Origin of the sequence: Flavobacterium cerinum, from assembly GCF_024496085.1 — a bacterium.
GTDB classification, from domain to species: Bacteria; Bacteroidota; Bacteroidia; order Flavobacteriales; family Flavobacteriaceae; genus Flavobacterium; species Flavobacterium cerinum_A.
On the sequence record NZ_CP101751.1, the window covers coordinates 58,296 to 77,456 of the forward strand.

Annotated in this window: 16 protein-coding genes and 3 tRNA genes; 2 read left to right on the plus strand and 17 right to left on the minus strand. The window is 36.6% G+C overall.

Annotated elements, in window-relative coordinates:
* Nucleotides 1-32 precede the first annotated feature (32 nt).
* The 10 genes from NOX80_RS00195 to NOX80_RS00240 form a co-directional block, all read right to left on the minus strand.
* Nucleotides 33-104: transfer RNA gene (locus tag NOX80_RS00195), tRNA-Thr, on the minus strand.
* 31 nt (nucleotides 105-135) lie between these two features.
* Nucleotides 136-217, minus strand: a tRNA-Tyr gene (locus NOX80_RS00200).
* A gap of 33 nt (nucleotides 218-250) precedes the next feature.
* Nucleotides 251-324, minus strand: a tRNA-Thr gene (locus NOX80_RS00205).
* A 152-nt stretch (nucleotides 325-476) separates the two neighbouring features.
* The gene (hpf, locus tag NOX80_RS00210; protein WP_256551340.1) at nucleotides 477-779 is read right to left on the minus strand and encodes a ribosome hibernation-promoting factor, HPF/YfiA family; all 303 of its coding nucleotides are present in this window, start codon (nucleotides 777-779) and stop codon (nucleotides 477-479) included.
* Between the two features lie 19 nt (nucleotides 780-798).
* Nucleotides 799-1,707 carry a tyrosine-type recombinase/integrase gene (locus NOX80_RS00215; protein WP_256551341.1) on the minus strand — a complete coding sequence of 303 codons (909 nt, stop codon included), beginning with the start codon at nucleotides 1,705-1,707 and terminating at the stop codon, nucleotides 799-801.
* 67 nt (nucleotides 1,708-1,774) lie between these two features.
* The gene (gene rpsU, locus NOX80_RS00220) at nucleotides 1,775-1,969 is read right to left on the minus strand and encodes a 30S ribosomal protein S21 (RefSeq protein ID WP_136402304.1); all 195 of its coding nucleotides are present in this window, start codon (nucleotides 1,967-1,969) and stop codon (nucleotides 1,775-1,777) included.
* A gap of 213 nt (nucleotides 1,970-2,182) precedes the next feature.
* Nucleotides 2,183-3,325, minus strand: coding sequence for an acyl-CoA dehydrogenase family protein (locus NOX80_RS00225; RefSeq protein WP_256551342.1), 1,143 nt, complete (start codon nucleotides 3,323-3,325; stop codon nucleotides 2,183-2,185).
* A gap of 16 nt (nucleotides 3,326-3,341) precedes the next feature.
* Complete coding sequence (locus NOX80_RS00230; RefSeq protein WP_256551343.1) at nucleotides 3,342-4,220, minus strand: ComEA family DNA-binding protein; 879 nt, start codon at nucleotides 4,218-4,220, stop codon at nucleotides 3,342-3,344.
* A gap of 6 nt (nucleotides 4,221-4,226) precedes the next feature.
* Nucleotides 4,227-4,454, minus strand: coding sequence for a PspC domain-containing protein (locus NOX80_RS00235; RefSeq protein WP_256551344.1), 228 nt, complete (start codon nucleotides 4,452-4,454; stop codon nucleotides 4,227-4,229).
* 40 nt (nucleotides 4,455-4,494) lie between these two features.
* A complete protein-coding gene (locus NOX80_RS00240; RefSeq protein ID WP_256551345.1) occupies nucleotides 4,495-5,766 on the minus strand; it encodes a DUF2851 family protein in 1,272 nt (423 codons plus the stop codon).
* Nucleotides 5,767-5,827: 61 nt separating this feature from the next.
* On the opposite strand from NOX80_RS00240, the gene NOX80_RS00245 reads away from it, so the two are divergent.
* Nucleotides 5,828-7,522 (plus strand): PNGase F N-terminal domain-containing protein, encoded by a 1,695-nt coding sequence (locus NOX80_RS00245; protein ID WP_256551346.1) that lies wholly within the window; start codon nucleotides 5,828-5,830, stop codon nucleotides 7,520-7,522.
* Between the two features lie 99 nt (nucleotides 7,523-7,621).
* Here NOX80_RS00245 and NOX80_RS00250 read toward each other — a convergent pair whose 3' ends face one another.
* The 6 genes from NOX80_RS00250 to NOX80_RS00275 all read right to left on the minus strand — a co-directional run bounded on the left by NOX80_RS00250 (nucleotide 7,622) and on the right by NOX80_RS00275 (nucleotide 17,590).
* Nucleotides 7,622-8,983, minus strand: a complete 1,362-nt coding sequence (locus NOX80_RS00250) for a pyridoxal-phosphate dependent enzyme (RefSeq protein WP_256551347.1) — start codon at nucleotides 8,981-8,983, stop codon at nucleotides 7,622-7,624.
* A gap of 82 nt (nucleotides 8,984-9,065) precedes the next feature.
* Nucleotides 9,066-10,976, minus strand: coding sequence for a putative porin (locus NOX80_RS00255; RefSeq protein WP_256551348.1), 1,911 nt, complete (start codon nucleotides 10,974-10,976; stop codon nucleotides 9,066-9,068).
* Between the two features lie 137 nt (nucleotides 10,977-11,113).
* Nucleotides 11,114-12,133: a hypothetical protein gene (locus NOX80_RS00260; protein WP_256551349.1), complete on the minus strand. Its 1,020-nt coding sequence runs from the start codon at nucleotides 12,131-12,133 to the stop codon at nucleotides 11,114-11,116.
* Nucleotides 12,134-12,153: 20 nt separating this feature from the next.
* Complete coding sequence (locus NOX80_RS00265; protein WP_256551350.1) at nucleotides 12,154-12,933, minus strand: hypothetical protein; 780 nt, start codon at nucleotides 12,931-12,933, stop codon at nucleotides 12,154-12,156.
* 33 nt (nucleotides 12,934-12,966) lie between these two features.
* Nucleotides 12,967-14,451: a SusD/RagB family nutrient-binding outer membrane lipoprotein gene (locus NOX80_RS00270; protein ID WP_256551351.1), complete on the minus strand. Its 1,485-nt coding sequence runs from the start codon at nucleotides 14,449-14,451 to the stop codon at nucleotides 12,967-12,969.
* A 13-nt stretch (nucleotides 14,452-14,464) separates the two neighbouring features.
* The gene (locus NOX80_RS00275) at nucleotides 14,465-17,590 is read right to left on the minus strand and encodes a SusC/RagA family TonB-linked outer membrane protein (RefSeq protein ID WP_256551352.1); all 3,126 of its coding nucleotides are present in this window, start codon (nucleotides 17,588-17,590) and stop codon (nucleotides 14,465-14,467) included.
* Nucleotides 17,591-17,788: 198 nt separating this feature from the next.
* On the opposite strand from NOX80_RS00275, the gene NOX80_RS00280 reads away from it, so the two are divergent.
* Nucleotides 17,789-18,388 (plus strand): ribonuclease HII, encoded by a 600-nt coding sequence (locus NOX80_RS00280; RefSeq protein WP_256551353.1) that lies wholly within the window; start codon nucleotides 17,789-17,791, stop codon nucleotides 18,386-18,388.
* A gap of 60 nt (nucleotides 18,389-18,448) precedes the next feature.
* Here NOX80_RS00280 and lipB read toward each other — a convergent pair whose 3' ends face one another.
* A complete protein-coding gene (gene lipB, locus NOX80_RS00285; RefSeq protein ID WP_256551354.1) occupies nucleotides 18,449-19,150 on the minus strand; it encodes a lipoyl(octanoyl) transferase LipB in 702 nt (233 codons plus the stop codon).
* Between the last annotated feature and the right edge of the window lie 11 nt (nucleotides 19,151-19,161).

The following is a 19,161-nucleotide window of genomic DNA, read 5'->3' on the forward strand; positions in this document are numbered from 1 at the left end:
TATAATTAGTGTTCAAATTCTTCTAAACCTTGAGCCAATGACGGGATTTGAACCCGTGACCTCTTCCTTACCAAGGAAGCACTCTACCCCTGAGCTACACCGGCAGGATTATTCCGAAATCCGGAACTTTTTTTGTGGGGAGAGCAGGATTCGAACCTGCGAAGACTTAGTCAGCAGATTTACAGTCTGCCCTCGTTGGCCGCTTGAGTATCTCCCCTACATTTTTATTATCAGTTACTTATAAACTTAGAGCCGATGGAGGGACTCGAACCCACGACCTGCTGATTACAAATCAGCTGCTCTAGCCAGCTGAGCTACACCGGCAACTTCAATAAAAAAGTCCGCTATTTCTAACGGACTGCAAATGTATAGAATTTATTTTTTAATCAAAACATTTTTCATTTTTTTTTTAATCTTCCTTAAATTTATTTCAAAAACAAACTCAGAAAGCTATCCAAAAAAAAGAATCCATCTACTTAAATATGAGCTCTTACCCTGTCTTTTCTCTTCAATAATAAACGCTCTAAAGAATCAGCAGATAAATCAACCGCTTCTTCAAAAGTTTTGCTTTGTTTTTTCACAATGAACTCATCTCCGGGAACACTGATCCTCACCTCTACTATTTTATTTTCTTTATCACTTGTATTTTCAACTTTCAAAAACACATCAGAAGAAACAACTCTGTCGTAATACTTTTCTAATTTCCCTAATCTGTCATGAACAAAAACAATTAGCTTTTTATCAACATTAAAATTGACAGCCTGAACATTTACTTTCATAATAAAAACTTTTAATGGGTTAATTTTCGAAATTGTTCCGGTTACGAGGATGCGCCTCCTGATAGATTTTTTTTAACTCAGCGAGACTGCTGTGCGTATAAATCTGCGTAGATGACAAACTAGCGTGACCTAACAATTCCTTAACTGAATTTATATCGGCACCATTGTTCAACAAATGTGTTGCAAAGGTATGCCTAAGAACGTGAGGACTCTTTTTTACCTTCTCAGAGACACTACTAAAGTAATCATTTATTAATCGATAAACAAACGATTCACTCACTTTATACCCTTTTTGGCTCAATATTAACAAATCATTATCTGCAATTGAAATTAACTTTTCTCTTTCTTTAAGATAACGATTTATTAATCGATCCGTACACTCCAAAACCGGCAACAAACGCTCTTTATTCCGTTTCCCTAACACCTTTAACGTTTTCGAATACGTATTATAATCCACCCATTTCAACCCTATTAATTCCGAACGCCTTAATCCCAGCGCATAAAAAAGCTCCACAATCAAACGATCCCGAATCGCTTCAAAACCATCATCCTCTCCTATTTCTTCAAAAACCAGATTCAGCTCTTTTTCTGAAAACGGAATCTGCACTTTCCGCGCCACCTTCAACGCTTTATGCTTTTGAAGCGGATTCACATCAATTTGCCTTGTTTTCAACAAAAAACGATAAAATGATTTTAAGGAAGATATTTTACGATTGACCGACAGCGTCGAAAGTCCCGACTCAACCAACTCTACAATCCAGGATCGGACATGGCTATAATTGACTTTTTCCAGCTCAACATCAAAACGTTGCGCCTGCAAAAAAGCCTCAAAAAACCGCACATCATTCACATAAGCCGTGAGCGTATGCACAGAAAACTTCTTTTCTTTCTGCAAATATTCCTGATATGCTTCTAATAATGTATGCATAAAAAAACCGTTAGCAGCAAAGTTAAAAACTTTACCGCTAACGGCTATAATAAAATCCTAATAACTACTAATTCTCTAAAGAATCTCTTAGTGTCTGGATATAAGCTGCCTTTTGGATTTGCGCTCTTCTTGTTACTGACGGTTTCGTGAATGCCTGACGACTTCTTAATTGTCTAACAACTCCCGTTTTGTCGAATTTTCTTTTGTAACGTTTTAACGCTCTATCAATATTCTCTCCGTCTTTAATTGGTATAATCAACATAATATAACACCTCCTCTCGTTAATGGGTGCAAAAGTATAACTTTATTTTGATTTCCAAAACAGAAAACAACATTTATTAAACTTCCTTAGTCAAAAATACTCCTACAAGCCTTATTAAAACACCTGACAGGTTTTAAAAACCTGTCAGATGAAAATCAGGTGTAATAAAAAACCCGGTTGCAGACCGGGTTTTTATGTAATATGATCAATTCATTATCCTTTTAGGATGTTTCTTGAAATTACCAGTTTCTGGATTTCAGTTGTTCCTTCTCCGATCGTACATAGTTTCGAGTCTCTGTAGAATTTCTCAACCGGGAAATCTTTCGTATAACCGTAACCACCGTGAATCTGAATAGCTTCATTAGCTACTTTTACACAAACTTCAGAAGAGTACATTTTTGCCATCGCTCCTAAAGTTGTAACCGGTTTATGGTTATTCTTAAGGAAAGCTGCTTTGTGTAATAATAATTCTGACGCTTCGATTTCAGTTGCCATATCAGCTAATTTAAACGAAATCCCCTGGAATTCGCTAATTGCTTTTCCAAACTGATGTCTCTCTTTTGAGTATTTTAATGCTGCTTCGTAAGCACCTTTAGCAATACCTAACGATAAAGCTCCGATAGAAATACGTCCTCCGTCTAAAATTTTCATAGCCTGGATAAATCCTTCCCCTACTTCTCCTAAACGATTTGCATCCGGAATACGACAGTTATCGAAAATCAATTCTGCTGTTTCACTGGCACGCATTCCCAGTTTATTTTCTTTTTTACCGCTTGTAAAGCCCGGTGTTCCGTGTTCTACAACAAAAGCGGTCATTCCTCTGGAATCTCCTTTCTCTCCGGTACGCACAATTACTACGGCAACATTACCTGATTTAGCGTGTGTGATAAAGTTTTTAGCACCGTTAATCACCCAATCATCTCCATCTTTAACAGCTGTAGTGTTCATTCCACCTGCATCTGATCCTGTATTGTGTTCTGTTAATCCCCAAGCTCCGATCCATTCGGCTGTAGCCAATTTAGGAATCCATCTCTTTTTCTGCTCTTCATTACCAAAAGTCAGGATATGATTCGTACAAAGCGAGTTATGCGCTGCAACTGACAAACCTATAGAAGGATCTACTTTTGATATTTCTTCTACAATAGTGATATACTCATGGTACCCTAAACCGGAACCTCCCAGTTCTTCAGGTACTAAAACCCCCATGAATCCCATCTCACCTAATTTCTTGAATAAATCTACAGGAAAAGTCTGTGCTTCGTCCCATTCCATAATATTAGGACGAATGTGTTGTTCAGCAAAATCTCTGATCGATTGTGCGATCATTGCTTGCGTTTCATTGTATTCAAAATTCATTTTGTTGTTTGTTTGTTTAAAAATCCAAATATAAGGCAATTATATCAACTTTTTCAACTGGGAATTCTTTAATTTTTGTTAAGTCTTCTTTGGATTTAATCGTACCAATCATACTTCTATAGGTAATAATCTCTTTTGCCAGTGCATATCGAAAATAGGGAAACCGGGTCAATTCTTTTAAAGAAGCGTTATTGATATCGATTTTTGAAATAACCGGCGGATGAATTACCGGAAAATATTCTATCAGTTTTTCTACCACTTCATCAGAAAGTCCCCAGATATAACGAAATTGTTCCGTACTTACAAAAGCGCCGAATTTCTCTTTCTCTTTTAAAATCCGCTCCGACAAGGTTTCTCCAATTCCATACACTGTCATTAATTCTTCTTTTGTAGCACTATTGATGTCAACTTTAAAAAGTTTTTTTTCCTTTTTTTCAAATTGCTCTTTTGTCTGTTTCCCCTTAGCTTCTTTTCGGGTTACCCATTCCGGAAATTTAAAAAAAGGAGCAATTTCAGCCAATCGCTCTTCTTCCATTCCGGTAACTTTTTGAAAATCCGACACCGAATTAACATAATTACCCTGAGTCCGGAATGCATGCAACCGGTCGATTTCGGCAACGGTCATTCCCAAAATATGTCCTTTATAATCCGAAATAAAATTCGGGTTAAACGGTAGCCACTTTTTTTTGCCCGACTGTTTTAGTTCTTTCAGACTATCGATTGTTATTTGTTGTGTCAGCCATTTTTCAGCTTCGGGATCGGAAGTAACCGGTAAAGAAATGCGTCCTGTGAAGTAAATCAGAAACTGCATTAACAAGATTAGCAACAATAATACAAAAATTCCGTTTCGCTGTGTTCGCGTAAACTGTAGTCCGTATTTATTGTGCTTTATCATATTTTATCAGAGATCAAAAACGGAACTCCGTTTTGTATAAATCTTATCTTTTAATTTTAGCCAGAAAGCCAGTGTAAGATATACTCCGAACCATAGTCCTACAGTAAAAAAAGACAGATAGATAAAGAACAAACGCACACTGGTAGCGCGCATTCCAAGCCTGTCAGCCAGTCGCGACGACACTTCAAATCCATGCTTCTCAAAAAAATGACGTATGTTGGTTATCAGTTTCATGGTGTCTTTATTTTCTTCAAAAATACTGTTTTCCGGCCGATTATCCCAATAGCTTCAATCCGATATCACAATGCAAACATTTTTTAGAATCACAGTACTCTTTTTTCAGTTGTAATAATGCCTGGCTATCAAAAGCATTTTCAACCGTCACTCCCAGTTTTTTAAAACAATCGGTTATACTATTTTTTTCCGATACAATTTCTTTTACCATATCAGATAACTCTTCCACAACATCATTTCCGAAATAGCGGGCATATAAAAACCGTAACGGCAAAATAACATTAACAAATAACAATCCTTTAAAAGAAGCACTCATCTTTTTAACTCGCTTTGTTTTCACACTGACTTTATCAAATAAGTAATGCGTTTGCCAATATTCGGGCATTTCAACATCAAAGACTTCATATAAAGAAGGAAGTGTATTCCGTTTCATAACAAGATCAAACAAATCAGCTCGTTTATGATACAGTTGTGCCAATTGCGCCAATCGGATTGTAGGAAAATTATCCGGTCTTAGTTTATAAAACTGCAACGGAATTCCAATTACTGGTGTCAGGCTGTATTTTTCTTTTAAATCGAACCATTTCTTTTTAAGATTTCGAAAATAGCGATCCTGTTTATGCTCTTCCAGCAAACCTCCCATACCAAAAAACAGTGCTACGAGGTTACCTTCTTCAAAGCGTTCTTTTCTAACGGCATTAAACGGGATATTACGGGCGATCTGATAAAAGGCTTCTCCATTTGTATTCAACCCAAATCCTTTAGCCAGACAACAGAATAATGTAGCTTCCCAATCGTTTTTATTTTCTTTCAGAAGGTTCTGAATGGGTTTTACTTTTCGTTCGAGACGTTCAAAAAAGAGGCGTTCTTTCCATTTGATCCAAAAAACCGGGTCAACGCTCAGGAGTTGTTTTTCACAAGGTATCCAGTTTTTTTCTGCTATCAGTTGCTGATAGCCCAGTACAATAGATTCCGGGACATATTCTTTTAATACCAATACGGGTATTTTTGAATTATCCGGACGGAATACAGCGATATCGTGTTCCCAAACCACATGCAGAATAACATTGTCGTATTTTTTATTGATTTCGTGTCGGTGATGGTACCAATCCGATGATTTCAGATGAATTTCCACATTTCCGGCCCATTTCTGATTTCCGATAATTAACCGGGCATTAAAGAAATCCGGTCCGTCTTCTTTGTGATAATATCCGGGATTAAGAACCTGTAGTGATTCTCCCTGAACCGTTTTTAATGACAATGAAGTTATTTTCTGGTATTGCCAGATATAGTGTAAAAAAAATTCCTGCATGGCGTATAAAATAAAACTCTAATTTAAGAAAAATTTATCTTTGTGTCTCGATCTATCAAAAATGAAAAAATTACTTACCACATTATTTGTATTACATTTCTGTCTTTTATATGCCCAGATAGCTGTAATTCCTTCCAACGGTTATAAGATAACCTACCTGAAAAGCTCCAATGGAAAAACTATCGAAAATCAGGATCCTGTTTTGGTTTTTGCTACTGAAGACCAAACCGTTTTAGTAAGCAGTGAAAAAATCATATCCCGAAAAGCAGCTTACCCTTATGAGCAGACTTTTATTGATTTGAATGATCTCAATTATACGCAATTTGCTCATTTGAGTACAACAAAGAGTGCTGTAACGATTGACACTACTTCACTGGAAAGTCAGAAATTTGAAATAACCGGAGACACGAAGACCATTTTAGGCTATAAGTGCCGGAAAGCAAAAACGATTATTAACTCCAATACAATTGAACTTTGGTTTACCGATGCTCTTAAGGTTAAAGGCGCACCTACCGTTTTAGGCCAAAATCTCGGATTAGTACTCGAAATGGTTCGCAACAACAATTTTGCGATAACGGCAAAAAAAATAGAACGGCAAAAGAAGATTTCGCCACGTTGGATGACTACAAATCAATTTAGTAATACAACAATCGAGACCGACCTTCTTACGTATCGCGATTTGCTATGGAAAAGTCGTTTTACTACAATCAACGTTTTTAACAACGAAATCATTAATTTTTCCGATCATTCGAAATCAAATGACAGTATTCTACGATTTGCCAATGGCTCTATCATTCTCAAAAAAATACGTTTCCCGAAAATCAAACCAGGCAGCCAACTTTTTCTTGAGCTACAGGAACAATCTAACGGCGATGCTTATGATCGAACCGGTTCCGTTTTTGTAATTCCCGAAGACCAGTCTCTTTCCTTTTTTGACGGATTAAAAAACGGTGTCAAAACACTTCCTATATATGATAACGGAAACGGCAAACACTATCAGGGCGTAGTTCGTACAAGCAATTATACCCCGCTATTAGAACTGATGCGTTTTTTCACTCCATTTGGCATTAAACAATACAACCATATTGCCTTGAAGGATAAAAAATGGCATGAAATTGTCCCGTATCGTCAGGATATTTCCGACTTACAAACGGCTTTAAACAATCAAACGGTATGGGTAGGTACTTTTATCGGAAACTATGATAAAGGCGGGCATAAGATCAGTTTAGACATCACCATTCACAACGAAGAAAAACATTCGCCGGCTGCTCGTTTTATCTTTCCATTATTTAATACAACCAATATAATGGAAATGGCCGGGCAGGAATATGCTACAATGTTTGACAATGAGAAAGGTCTGGAAGTTACTTTTGATTTACCTCATGATATCAAAAACGCACAGCTTCGCTATATCACTACAGGACATGGCGGTTGGGAAAACGGAGATGAATTTGTCCCAAAAAAGAACAGTATCTTCCTCGATCAACAGGAAGTTTTTGCTTTTACGCCATGGCGACAGGATTGTGGTTCTTATCGTTTATTCAATCCGGCTTCCGGAAATTTCAACAACGGACTTTCCTCTTCCGATTACAGTCGGTCGAACTGGTGTCCCGGAACGGTAACCAATCCGATCACGATTGCACTTGGCGATTTAAAAGCAGGAAAACACACCTTACAGATTCGAATTCCGCAAGGTCCGCGCGAAGGGAATAGTTTCAGCTCCTGGAATGTTTCCGGTGTGCTGATTGGAAACTAAAAAAGGCGATCTGCAATGCAGATCGCCTTTTTCAGACCGGACAGGTTTTCAAAACCTGTCCGGTCTGATGATGGTTTTGAAAACCTATCCGGTTTTTAATTATTTAATCGAATTGATAATATCGTGTTTCGTGATGATATGGTGTTTTCCGTTACCCAAATCAACCAATACAGCCTGATTATCTTTATTAATCAGTTTTGAAACTTCATCAATCGGAGTTCCTAATTTTACAATAGGAAAAGCGGCACCCATTACTTCTCTGATTGGTTTATCCGCCACATTTTTATCGGCTACATAACTTTGGAACAAATCCGTTTCATCAACCGAGCCTACAAACCCGGTTACATCGATTACCGGAATTTGCGATATTTTATGTTTACGCATTCTTTCGATGGCATGTGATACCAATTCTTCCGTACGTACAACAACCAACGGCTTATCAATATGTTCTTTGATCAAGTCTTCTGCTTTTGTAATTTCTTCTTCTAAAAAGCCACGTTCGCGCATCCAGTCATCGTTAAACATTTTTCCTACGTAACGGCTACCGCTATCGTGGAATAACACTACAACAACATCTTCCGGTTTAAAATGCTCTTTTAACTGAATCAATCCTTTTATAGCAGCACCGGCTGAATTACCTACAAAAATTCCTTCTTCCAAAGCAATCCTGCGCGTATACACCGCTGCATCTTTATCCGTTACTTTAGTAAAACCATCGATCAAAGAAAAATCAACGTTTTTCGGCAGAATATCTTCTCCGATACCTTCTGTGATATAGGAATAGATTTCATTTTCATCAAAAATTCCGGTTTCATGGTATTTTTTAAATACAGAACCATAGGTATCAATTCCCCATATCTTGATGTTCGGGTTTTTCTCTTTTAAATATTTCGCTACACCGGAAATTGTACCTCCGGTTCCTACTCCAACAACAAAGTGCGTAATTTTACCTTCGGTTTGTTCCCAAATTTCCGGACCGGTTTGTTCGTAGTGTGCAATCGCATTTGACGGATTATCGTATTGATTTACATACCAGGCATTCGGTGTTTCTTCCGCCAGACGCTTTGATACAGAATAATACGAACGCGGATCAGTTGGTTCCACATCTGTAGGACATACCACTACTTTCGCTCCTACAGCACGTAGAATATCCATTTTTTCCTTCGATTGTTTATCGGAGATAACACAAATCAGCTTATATCCTTTTACGATTGCTGCCAATGCCAATCCCATTCCTGTATTTCCGGATGTTCCTTCGATAATGGTCCCGCCCGGTTTTAATCGTCCGTCAGCTTCCGCATCTTCAATCATCTTAACGGCCATACGGTCTTTTACCGAATTACCCGGATTAAATGTTTCTACTTTAGCCAATACTAAAGCATCAATCTCTTTGGTTACTTTATTTAGTTGTACCAATGGGGTATTCCCAATGGTTTCCAATATGTTTTTTGCGTATTTCATTATTATATAATTTCTAAAAAAGTTTTTTCGAGCGTCAAAGATATTGCTATCTGACGTATTATAAAAAATTCCTAACGTACTCTTAACTAAAGAAATTCCATACCAGTCCGAAACGAACCATAAAATCGTGGTACGGATTATTCGGATCGGAGTAATAGTTATATCCTGTAAAACTGGAATTAAAATGTTCTGCTTTTAAATAAATTCGGGTACGTTTAATTTTTGCATTGATAAAGAAATCAAGCATCGGGAAATTTCCGATCTCTTTTTCCTGTTGAATATAGAATTCCCCTAATAACGGATTGTAGGTGTTCGCGTAGTATTTGGAGAAATAATTAAGTGTCACGCCCATTTGCAGGAACAATGCTTTCGAAAAATAGTGGTCGCCATAATATATGGTATTACGCGTTACGAATTCCGGTACGTTTAAGATTTTATCCGTTTGCTCTACTTTTTGGTATAATAATGTATTATCCAGTCCAAATTTTCCGAATTTAAATTCACGTCCCACTTTTACGGAAAAATAATTAATTGTGTTTTCGTATTGTTGCGGTGAAACTAAGACCTGATTTACATCGGTGCTGGTATTAGCATAATATAAATGATCATTTAGAATACTATAACGGATCGATGCATCAAGCCATTTCGTTTTAGCATCTAATTCAACATTTTTAATTTTTTCATTTTTAAAGTTGTTCGACCAGTTATAGAAAATATAGCCACTCTGGTACAAATTATAATTCAGATCCGGAAGTTTGTTCATGGTTTGAAAGCGCAATGAAAAAACATTTCGTTCATCCCAGTTATAGCGTACGGTTCCTTCTATTTTAGCCAATGACTGATCCGTTATGGAATTAGACAACAATAATGTTCCTTTCCATTTATCTTTATAATAGGTGTACTGCGCTCCGTAGGAATCGATTTTATCATTTAAACGATTCGGTATAGCAACTGTTCCGCCATCATCTAAAACCGTGCTTTTATAAAAATAATTATAACGATAATCTTCCAGATAGAATTCAAAATCACCGTAGCTTTGATTGGAATAGGCTACACCTACTTTATTATAAACACTATTAAAACGGGTTTTATTACTTATTCTTGTGGAATAGGCATCACCAAACCGAGTGTTAGCTGTTGGCTGCGAATAATCGAAAAATTTATATTCATAACTAAAGCGATGCAGGAATACCAGACTATTCGGATTGTTTTTATTTAGTCGGAAGCTATGATCAAAAAAGAGTCTTTTCCCTTCCAGAGATGATTTAGTATCGTCACTAAAATACACATCCAATCGGGCCCGATCATCATAAGGCGGAATACTGTTTTCAAATTCTTCCAGATTTTTCACGCCACCGTTTTCATTATTTAATATATCCTGAATGGCAACGTGGAATTTTAAATTATACCGATTGTCTGTCGTATGATAACTCGTTATAAATCTGAAATTACCGGTACTGGAAAGTTGGTTTACATATTTCCCAAGGGATCGCAATCCTTTATAGCCTATCGCGAAGTTTAGATTTTTAGACGTATTCAAAGCAATAAAAGCATCCAGGTTTTGTCCTTGTTCCATCACCGACTTATAATACAGTTCCGTCATGGGTGTTGGCATCGAATAATACTTGATGTCTTCTGCTCTCATATAATTAAAGCTCTTGGCTTTAAAACCGAATTCAGGATAAGCATTATACGTTGTTAATCCGTAATCGAGCGTATTATAGGTTTGCCCTTCATTAGCAAAAGGCATTAAACCGAAAATATCTTTTCTCAGGTAATTTAATTCGTAGTCTTTTTTAACGGTAAGCGACGTATCGACATAAGTAGTGTCTTTATCCAGAGAAATAATTTTATACTGGTTTATCGGTGCGAAATGGGTTTTATTTTCCGAGTCCCGCAATGATTTTTTGGGCTTGATCGAATCCGACTTTATTTCCTGTCCAGACATCGAGATCGAGCATAATAGTATTACCGCAGCAAAAAGGTACTTCATAATTCTATATTAGAATGGCAAAGGTATTAGAAATTTGCAAATAATGCAGCTATTCTGTAAAATGAGCTTTATTTTAATGTTTGTTCAAAAAAAAAGCGCTCCGAAACGGAGCGCTTAAAATATAATCGTAAAATTAATTATTTACGTTTTGAAAAAGGTTTCCCTTTTTTCATTGTATTGATTTTATTCAAGATTGAAGCTTTACCTTGAGCAATAACTGCATCATTAGGTTGCATTAATTTGAATACACCGTTGTTTACTTCAACTTTAGCGATGATAGTCATAGCACCACCTCCGGCACCTGCACTGTTCTCTCCCTGAGAGTTAGAAGTCAAGAAACCTGTAGTTTGAGTGTAAGAACCTGGTGTTAAAGTTTGAGAACCACCTCTGAAATAATCAATAGTGATTGGAATATTGAATTCTGGTAAACCAGCTCCCGGTACTCCTGCATCATCATAAAGATATCCTACAAGTAAGTAAGTTCCGTTTGGATAATCAGCTAATGGCATTACTAAATGCTCAGGACAATCTCCAGTTTGTGCTCCGTCTCCAACCGGGTCGAAAGTTACAGCATCAAAAACTAAGATATCCACATCATAATCAAGACCACATAAAGTGTAATTAGTTCCACCTACCGCGAATGATTTATCCCATCCAAGTGTTAAATCTAACTCATCTTTAGCTTTATTTTTGATTGTGATGTTAACCACTTTATCAATAGTACCATTCATGTTGTGAGTACCTGAAATTTTCAAAGCAATTAGCTCATCTTGTTCGAACTCATCATCAAGAGTGATAGGAATTTTAACTGTATATGTAGATACATTAGCCGGGAAAGCGATCATATAACCTTCGTTACCTAAACCTTGCTCAGGTCCGATAAGCTCTCCTGGTAATTCGAAATCTTCATCTAAAACTGCAGTACTATTTCCTAAAACTTCTAACTTAATTTCCATTGGAACGTTAGAAACTTTACTAGTAGTTAACACGATCGATAACTCATCACCTTCGTTTACAGTGTAAGCAGAAAGATCAGTAGTGATCGCCGGTTTTTCGTTGAATACATAATCCACTTCATTATCATTACAAGATACAAATGCCAATCCTGATAATAATAACGCAAAAGCCGAATTTAAATATCTCTTATTTTTTTTCATATTGAATTTTTATTATCGAATTAATTAACTTTTCTAATTGGCCAAACCTGACCATTAGGATATCCGGTAACGTCAATAGTAAGAGCGATTAAGATATCACCATTAGTTTGAACTGTACCTGTACCAGAAATAGCATTTGAGTTAGACCATCCTGTAACTGTTAACTGACCACAAATGTCTGTAAAGTAGAACTCATACGGAGCTGTTGGCCATCCCGGAGTACGGTTACTTTTGTAGTTACCGTCACCAACTTTAGTAATAACTACCGGAGAGTTACCACTGGTGTAAGGGATATAATAGTTACCAGCTAAGTTAGAGAAACAAAGACCTTGAAGTCTAATTGATAATTTGCTATAGTTTGAACCGACAACAACAGCTGAAGCAGAAGTTGCAGCAGTCACTTTTAAAACGATAGTTTTATCTTGTCCAACAACAACATTTCCACTGTGAACATCGATCGGAACCACTACTGATTTAGTACCAGCAGGGATGATTAATGTACGCTCAGTTAATGCGAAATCAAATTCATGACCAAGAGTAGCCGTACTAGAAGCATCAACATCGTATGTTACAGCGATGTCATTTTCAGCAGGTAACCCAAGGTTACCTCCGATAACTTCAATAACAGCATTAACTCTTTTATTTGTTCCGTCAGTTACAATCCCAGCACCTTGAGTTGTTTTAGCAAAACCTACGATTGCTCTTGAATCACCATAAGATGGAGCTTCATCGCCTAAGTCACATGATACCGTCATAACGGCCGATGCAACGAACAATAATAATAATTTAATGTTTTTCATATTTAATAGTATTTTTATGGAAACGACCATTAATTATGGTAATGCCCAAAAGATTTTGTTAGTAAACGCATCATTCTGAGACTGACTAGGAACGTTACTTCCGTTTGCAGTGTATTCAGAGTTAGGATACATTAAACGATACGGTTTGTAAGGTCTTGTAGCTGTGATAGCAAGATCAGTTAGAGGGAAACCTGTTCTTGTATACTCGATCCAAGACTCGATACCATTAATACCCATTAAAGCGATCCATTTTTGCGTCATGATAGCTTCAATTTTATTAGTTGATCCATCCCATCCAAGTCTGTTAACAGAATTTATACTACTGATATAAGCTGAACCATTAGTTGCTCCTAACAAATCAAATGATTTTTGAATACCAGTTTCAAATAAGGTTTTAGGAGTTCCCGGCAAATACCCTCTGAATGCCGCTTCAGCCTGTAAGAAGTAGCTTTCAGCAGCTGTTAAGATATAACCGTCCTGAGCAGAATTTTTAACAAGACCCGGTCCGATGTTTGCTAAGTTATCCGGCGCTTGGATACCATCTTGTCCCTGGATTACACCAGCCCAAGAGCTACCAACTTGCTTGAATAATCTTGATAAACGATTATCAAAAACTCCATACTTAACACCATTAAGTGATTCGATAGCATTTTTAGTTGCTATAGTAGAGGTATATCCAGATCTTGGAGTCGTTTCATTGATTTGATATCCGTAACTGTTATAGAAAGGATTCTGTCTGTCGTTATTAGCGTTTGAATAACCAGGGTTAACAACAGCATCAGCTGTAATAAACTGAGCACCTGAGTTAATTAATTCCTGGAATTCAGAATTAAGGTAAGCCTGACTAGCAGCAACACCAGATTCTCTGATTAACAATCTTAATTTAATAGTATTCGCTAATTTTTTCCAGTTGTTCATGTTTCCTTTGAAAACAGGATCTTCTAATCCAACTGCATTCGTTCCGGCAGGTGCATTATCGATCATCGCAACAGCAGCATCCAATTGTGCAACTAAATCTCTATAGATCGTTTGTGCATTATCATAAGTCGGCGTCGTGTTAAGCGGATTGTGTGCCTGAGAGTAAGGCATATCACCATATAAATCTACTAAATACTGAAAATAGAAAACTTTCATTACTTTAGCGATTGCTTTGTGATTATCATAACTATCAGAAGGGTAGTTTTGGATGTTAGTTAAACCTAAAGATGTCAGGAATAAGTTCTCCCAAATTCTTCCGTAGAATGAGTTATCAATATTTAAGTCAAACTCTACAGTGTAAATTCCTGTAACCGAGTTAACGTTTCCTCCCCAACTGTTCATAAACAAGTTTCCTAATAAGTTAACTTGTGTAGAGAACGAACGGTAAGGCTGTGTAATTGCACCACTTAAAGCTAAGTCAGGTGTAACATTTTCATAAGTAGGGTTATTAGGTGAATCATTAATATCCAGGTAATTGTCACATGAAGACAAACCTAATGCCGCAACTAATGAAAATAAATGTATTTTATACTTTTTCATACTCTTTTTTTAATTAAAAGGTTAAGTTAAGACTGAAACCAACAGTTCTGGTATTTGGATACTGGTTACTACCACCAGAACCAGTTCTACTTGTAGCAGAAGCGAAACCTACAATATTTCCATTACTGATTGAACTTTCTGGATCATCGTACCCTCTGTTTTCTCTAGCTAATGATGTAAATGGATTTCTAGCGTTCACACCTACTCTTAAACTTGTTAAACCTGTTCTTTCTAACATTTTAGCAGGAATTGCGTAGCTTAAAGACAACTCTCGTACTCTTAAAGCAGTAGCATCCAAAATAAAGTTTTCATCAATTCTTGAATACGTGTTAGCATAGTACTGCTGAACACCTACAGAAGATCCACCACCTGTTACAACAGAGTTGTTAGCAACATAAGATCCTGTATTAGCATCATAGTAAGAAGAGTTTGGCATAATGAAACCGCCTCTTCCGTTTTCAGCTGAATCAACTAAATAACCGAATGCAGACAATGTATATTTAGTACCAGAATAATACTGGTGACCTGTTCTGTAATCCACTACTGCTGCTAAACGTAATCCTTTGTAATCAATTGATGTGTTTAAACCTAAGATATAATCAGGAGTAGTTTTACCCAATTTCATTAAATCAGTAGATTTAAGTGGGTTTCCTGTATTTGGATCAACGATAATACGTCCTTCTCCATCTCTTTGATATCCGAAACCTTTAAGAATTGGATACTCTTCACCTTCCTCAGCAAAAATACCGAAATCACCGTACGGAGAGTAGATAGCTACAGATTTTGTATTATCAGCTACTTTTTCTACAGTAGTTTTTGCTTTAGAGAAACTGAATCTAGCCTCCCATGTAAAATCTTTAGTTTTGATTGGCGTAACTCCTAAATCGATTTCAATACCTTTCGTTTTAGTAGCACCAATGTTTGTAACAAAGTTAGGGTTACCTGAAGCGTAAGAAGAACTGATTGTTGTAATCAAATCTGTATTATCACTGATATAACCGGCAACATCTAATGTAATTCTATCTTTTAAGAAACCTAAGTTTAAAGTAGCCTCTTTAGTTACATAAAACTCTGGCTTGATTAAAGGGCTAGTTCTTTCATTATAACGCAATGTACCTTGCATATTAGGCACATACGAGTTAATACCTGCAAACGGATAACCTGTAGATCTTACATACAGATTGTTAATTTCGTAAGGGTTAATACCATTCGCACTTCCTACCTTAACAATACTCGCTGTAATTTTTGCGTAAGATAACGTATTGTTATTTCTTAAACTTTCGAAAGCTTTTGTTGGTACAAAAGATAAACCGGCACTTGGATAGAAGAAGTTATTATTATCTGTACTCAAGAAAGATACCCACTCGTTTCTTCCTGTTAAGTTCAAGAATAAATAATCTTTATATGATAAATCAACGTTTCCGAAGAAAGCATATCTTCTTGTTCTTGAAAATGAATTAGCAGCATTCGGAACACTTGATACGTTTGCAATGTTATACAATCCAGGGATTGCTAACTGAGTACCAGATACTGATGTAGAAGTTCCGTAAGTATCCTGAACGTTGTTACCGATGTTAGCTTTGAAGTTAATGTCTTTTGTTAAGTCATAATCAAAGTTGATCAATAAATCACCATATATTCTTCTTGTAGAAGTATTAGAAGTTGACAATGAAGAAACTACTGTTCTATCTTCACCACCGTAGTTGTAAGGATCAACATAATCATTAGTATATCCTAAAGCTCTTGTATGAGAGAAGTTAACACCACCTGTGTAAGACAAGTTAATGTTTTTGTTCACTTCAAAAGATATTTTACCAACACCATTAAAGATATCAGTGTTTGATTGATTTCTTACGTTATCACGTACCCAGTAAGGGTTTCTTTGATAGTAATTGTATCCGTGTAAGTTTCCTGCATTTTCAAACATTTCGATTGGAACGTTTGTTGGAGTTTGTAATAAGTCATAGTACAAACTTGAACTTGTAGTTCTTGACTCCTGAGAAGTATAAAATGCATTTCCTTCAACATTCCATCTTCCTACTTTTTTACCAGCTTTAAACTGGAAGTTAGTTCTGTCTAAAACGTCATCTTTAATAACAAACTCATTTTTCAACTTGTTAGCAGTAAAGAAAAGGTACCCATCCTCATTACCTGAAGATAACGAAACACCGTTTTGAGTTAAAACTCCGGTTTTAAAGAATTTCTTGATATTATCACTTCCTAAAGATTTGTAAGGTAACATCAGGAAGTTTCCATCAGCTTGCGGTAAACCAGTTGGCTGGATAGAACCGTCAAACTCAGGACCCCAAGTACCATTCTCATAAGAATAATGCTGTCCATCCCATCCTTGACCATATCTTGTTTGTCTTTCAGGAAGATAAGCTACAGTAGTAAAGTCAATTGAAGAGTTAATTGCAACAGTCATTTTTTGACCTTGAGCAGCACCTTTTTTAGTAGTAACGATTAATACCCCGTTAACACCATCAGATCCGTACAATGCAGCTCCTTGAGAACCTTTAATTGTAGTAACATTCTCGATAGCCTCAGTTGGCAACTGCTGTAATATAGCTGCAGTCGAGATAACTCCATCAATAACTACCAACGCCTGGTTGTTTTGTGTAATTGATTTAGGAGCACGAATTACAATTCTCATAGTTGCATCAACAGCACTGTTTGTCTGGTTGATTTGTAAACCAGATACTTTACCTGTTAACGACTGGATTGCATTCGGAGAAGCAGCTTGAGTTAACTCTTTAGTTTTAATAACCTGAGTAGCTGAAGTGATCGCATCTGATCTCTTTTTAATACCCAAAGCTCCAACTACAACTTCATTTAATTGCTTTGCTTCAGATTGCATTGCAACATTAACTTTGTTTGAAGCTCCAACCGTTACAGAAGAAGTCTCCATACCAACAAATGTAAAAACTAACACTTGTCCTTGTTTTGCTTTTATGGAATAATTACCATCCATATCAGTTTGTGTGCCTTGTGTTGTTCCTTTAATAACAACACTAACACCAGGTAACGGCAGACCTCCCTCGGTCACTGTTCCTGTAACAGTTTTCTCCTGTTGTGCGAACGAAAACTGCATCGAAAACGCTAGTAAAAGCGTAAAAATCCATTTAAACTTCGATCTCATATTAAATTTATTTGAGTTAGTTATTCCGCAAACTTCTTAATAATTTCTTAAATAAACAAATATAATATAGGAATTGTAGCATTTTATTTGTGTTAAAAAAAGCCGTTCAGAAATACACTATATCAAAAAAAGTCCTTTCATCTACTGCCGTTTACTCAAAATATTTGTGGTTTTTTTATATATTTACCAAAAACAAAAATGCTCTTACAGAATTACTCAAAGTTAACATTGGAAGCCGGTACAGATGAAGCCGGAAGAGGATGTCTCGCCGGTCCGGTTACCGCAGCTGCCGTAATTTTACCGGACGACACCATTATTGAAAAACTCAACGATTCAAAGAAATTATCTGAAATCACCCGCGAAAAGCTTAGACCGATAATTGAAGAAATTGCGCTCTCCTATAAAGTAATTCACCTCGAACCCGAAATCATTGACGATATCAATATCCTGAATGCTTCTATACTGGCTATGCAAAATTGCATTACCAATCTGAATCCTATACCTAATTATATTATCGTAGACGGCAACCGCTTTAAACCGGTCCAGGATATTCCATACAGCTGCATTGTTAAAGGTGACAGCAAATACCTAAGCATTGCCGCTGCTTCTGTTCTAGCCAAAACGTATCGTGACGAATATATGAATCGCATCCATGAGGAATTCCCGATGTACAACTGGAAAAAGAACAAAGGCTATCCGACTATAGAACACCGGGAAGCCATCCGAAAATATGGCACTACTCAATATCACAGAAAGTCATTCCGACTACTTCCGGAACAACTAAAACTTGAATTTTAAATACAAAAAAAATCCTGACAAAATTTTATCAGGATTTTTCTTTATAAAATAATATAATTTTTATCGAACGATTTCCGCTTCAAACAAAACTGAAAAATGTTTTAGGATTTTCGCTTTCACTTCTTCTTCGTCTACTTTTTCAACTCCCAACTCAACATGTAACGAAGTAACTGCTTTATCTTTTATCCCACACGGAATAATATTATCGAAATAACCTAAATCGGAATTTACATTTAATGCGAAGCCATGCATGGTCACCCAACGTGAAGCCCGCACTCCCATCGCACATATTTTTCGGGCAAACGGCGTTCCTACTCCAAGCCAAACTCCTGTTTCCCCTTCACTCCTTTCACATTGCAATCCGTATTCAGCCAATGTCAAAATAATCGCTTCCTCTAAAAGACGAAGATATTTATGTATATCCGTAAAAAAATTTTCCAGATCCAGAATCGGATAACCTACCACCTGACCGGGCCCATGATACGTAATATCTCCTCCGCGGTTGATTTTATAAAAAGACGCCCCTTTATCTTCGAGTTGTTTTTCATTTAACAACAAATTCGAAAAGTCACCGCTTTTACCTAATGTATATACATGAGGATGCTCAACAAACAAGAAGTAATTCGGCGTAGCCTCTTCTTTTTCTTCTCTTCGATTACTAATCTTAATATCCAGTACCTCTTTAAATAAAGATTCCTGATAATCCCAAACCTCTTTATAATCTCTTAAGCCAAGGTCCCGGAATATAACTTGCTTATTCATCTGCATTACTT

Bases quoted from the DNA above. Each gene is read 5' to 3' on its own strand.
- NOX80_RS00240 (WP_256551345.1), bottom strand. From the start codon at position 5,766: ATGCAGGAATTTTTTTTACACTATATCTGGCAATACCAGAAAATAACT.
- NOX80_RS00215 (WP_256551341.1), bottom strand. From the start codon at position 1,707: ATGCATACATTATTAGAAGCATATCAGGAATATTTGCAGAAAGAAAAG.
- NOX80_RS00280 (WP_256551353.1), top strand. From the start codon at position 17,789: ATGCTCTTACAGAATTACTCAAAGTTAACATTGGAAGCCGGTACAGAT.
- NOX80_RS00225 (WP_256551342.1), bottom strand. From the start codon at position 3,325: ATGAATTTTGAATACAATGAAACGCAAGCAATGATCGCACAATCGATC.
- NOX80_RS00260 (WP_256551349.1), bottom strand. From the start codon at position 12,133: ATGAAAAAAAATAAGAGATATTTAAATTCGGCTTTTGCGTTATTATTA.
- NOX80_RS00270 (WP_256551351.1), bottom strand. From the start codon at position 14,451: ATGAAAAAGTATAAAATACATTTATTTTCATTAGTTGCGGCATTAGGT.
- NOX80_RS00265 (WP_256551350.1), bottom strand. From the start codon at position 12,933: ATGAAAAACATTAAATTATTATTATTGTTCGTTGCATCGGCCGTTATG.
- NOX80_RS00255 (WP_256551348.1), bottom strand. From the start codon at position 10,976: ATGAAGTACCTTTTTGCTGCGGTAATACTATTATGCTCGATCTCGATG.
- hpf (WP_256551340.1), bottom strand. From the start codon at position 779: ATGAAAGTAAATGTTCAGGCTGTCAATTTTAATGTTGATAAAAAGCTA.
- NOX80_RS00230 (WP_256551343.1), bottom strand. From the start codon at position 4,220: ATGATAAAGCACAATAAATACGGACTACAGTTTACGCGAACACAGCGA.
- lipB (WP_256551354.1), bottom strand. From the start codon at position 19,150: ATGAATAAGCAAGTTATATTCCGGGACCTTGGCTTAAGAGATTATAAA.
- rpsU (WP_136402304.1), bottom strand. From the start codon at position 1,969: ATGTTGATTATACCAATTAAAGACGGAGAGAATATTGATAGAGCGTTA.
- NOX80_RS00275 (WP_256551352.1), bottom strand. From the start codon at position 17,590: ATGAGATCGAAGTTTAAATGGATTTTTACGCTTTTACTAGCGTTTTCG.
- NOX80_RS00245 (WP_256551346.1), top strand. From the start codon at position 5,828: ATGAAAAAATTACTTACCACATTATTTGTATTACATTTCTGTCTTTTA.
- NOX80_RS00250 (WP_256551347.1), bottom strand. From the start codon at position 8,983: ATGAAATACGCAAAAAACATATTGGAAACCATTGGGAATACCCCATTG.
- NOX80_RS00235 (WP_256551344.1), bottom strand. From the start codon at position 4,454: ATGAAACTGATAACCAACATACGTCATTTTTTTGAGAAGCATGGATTT.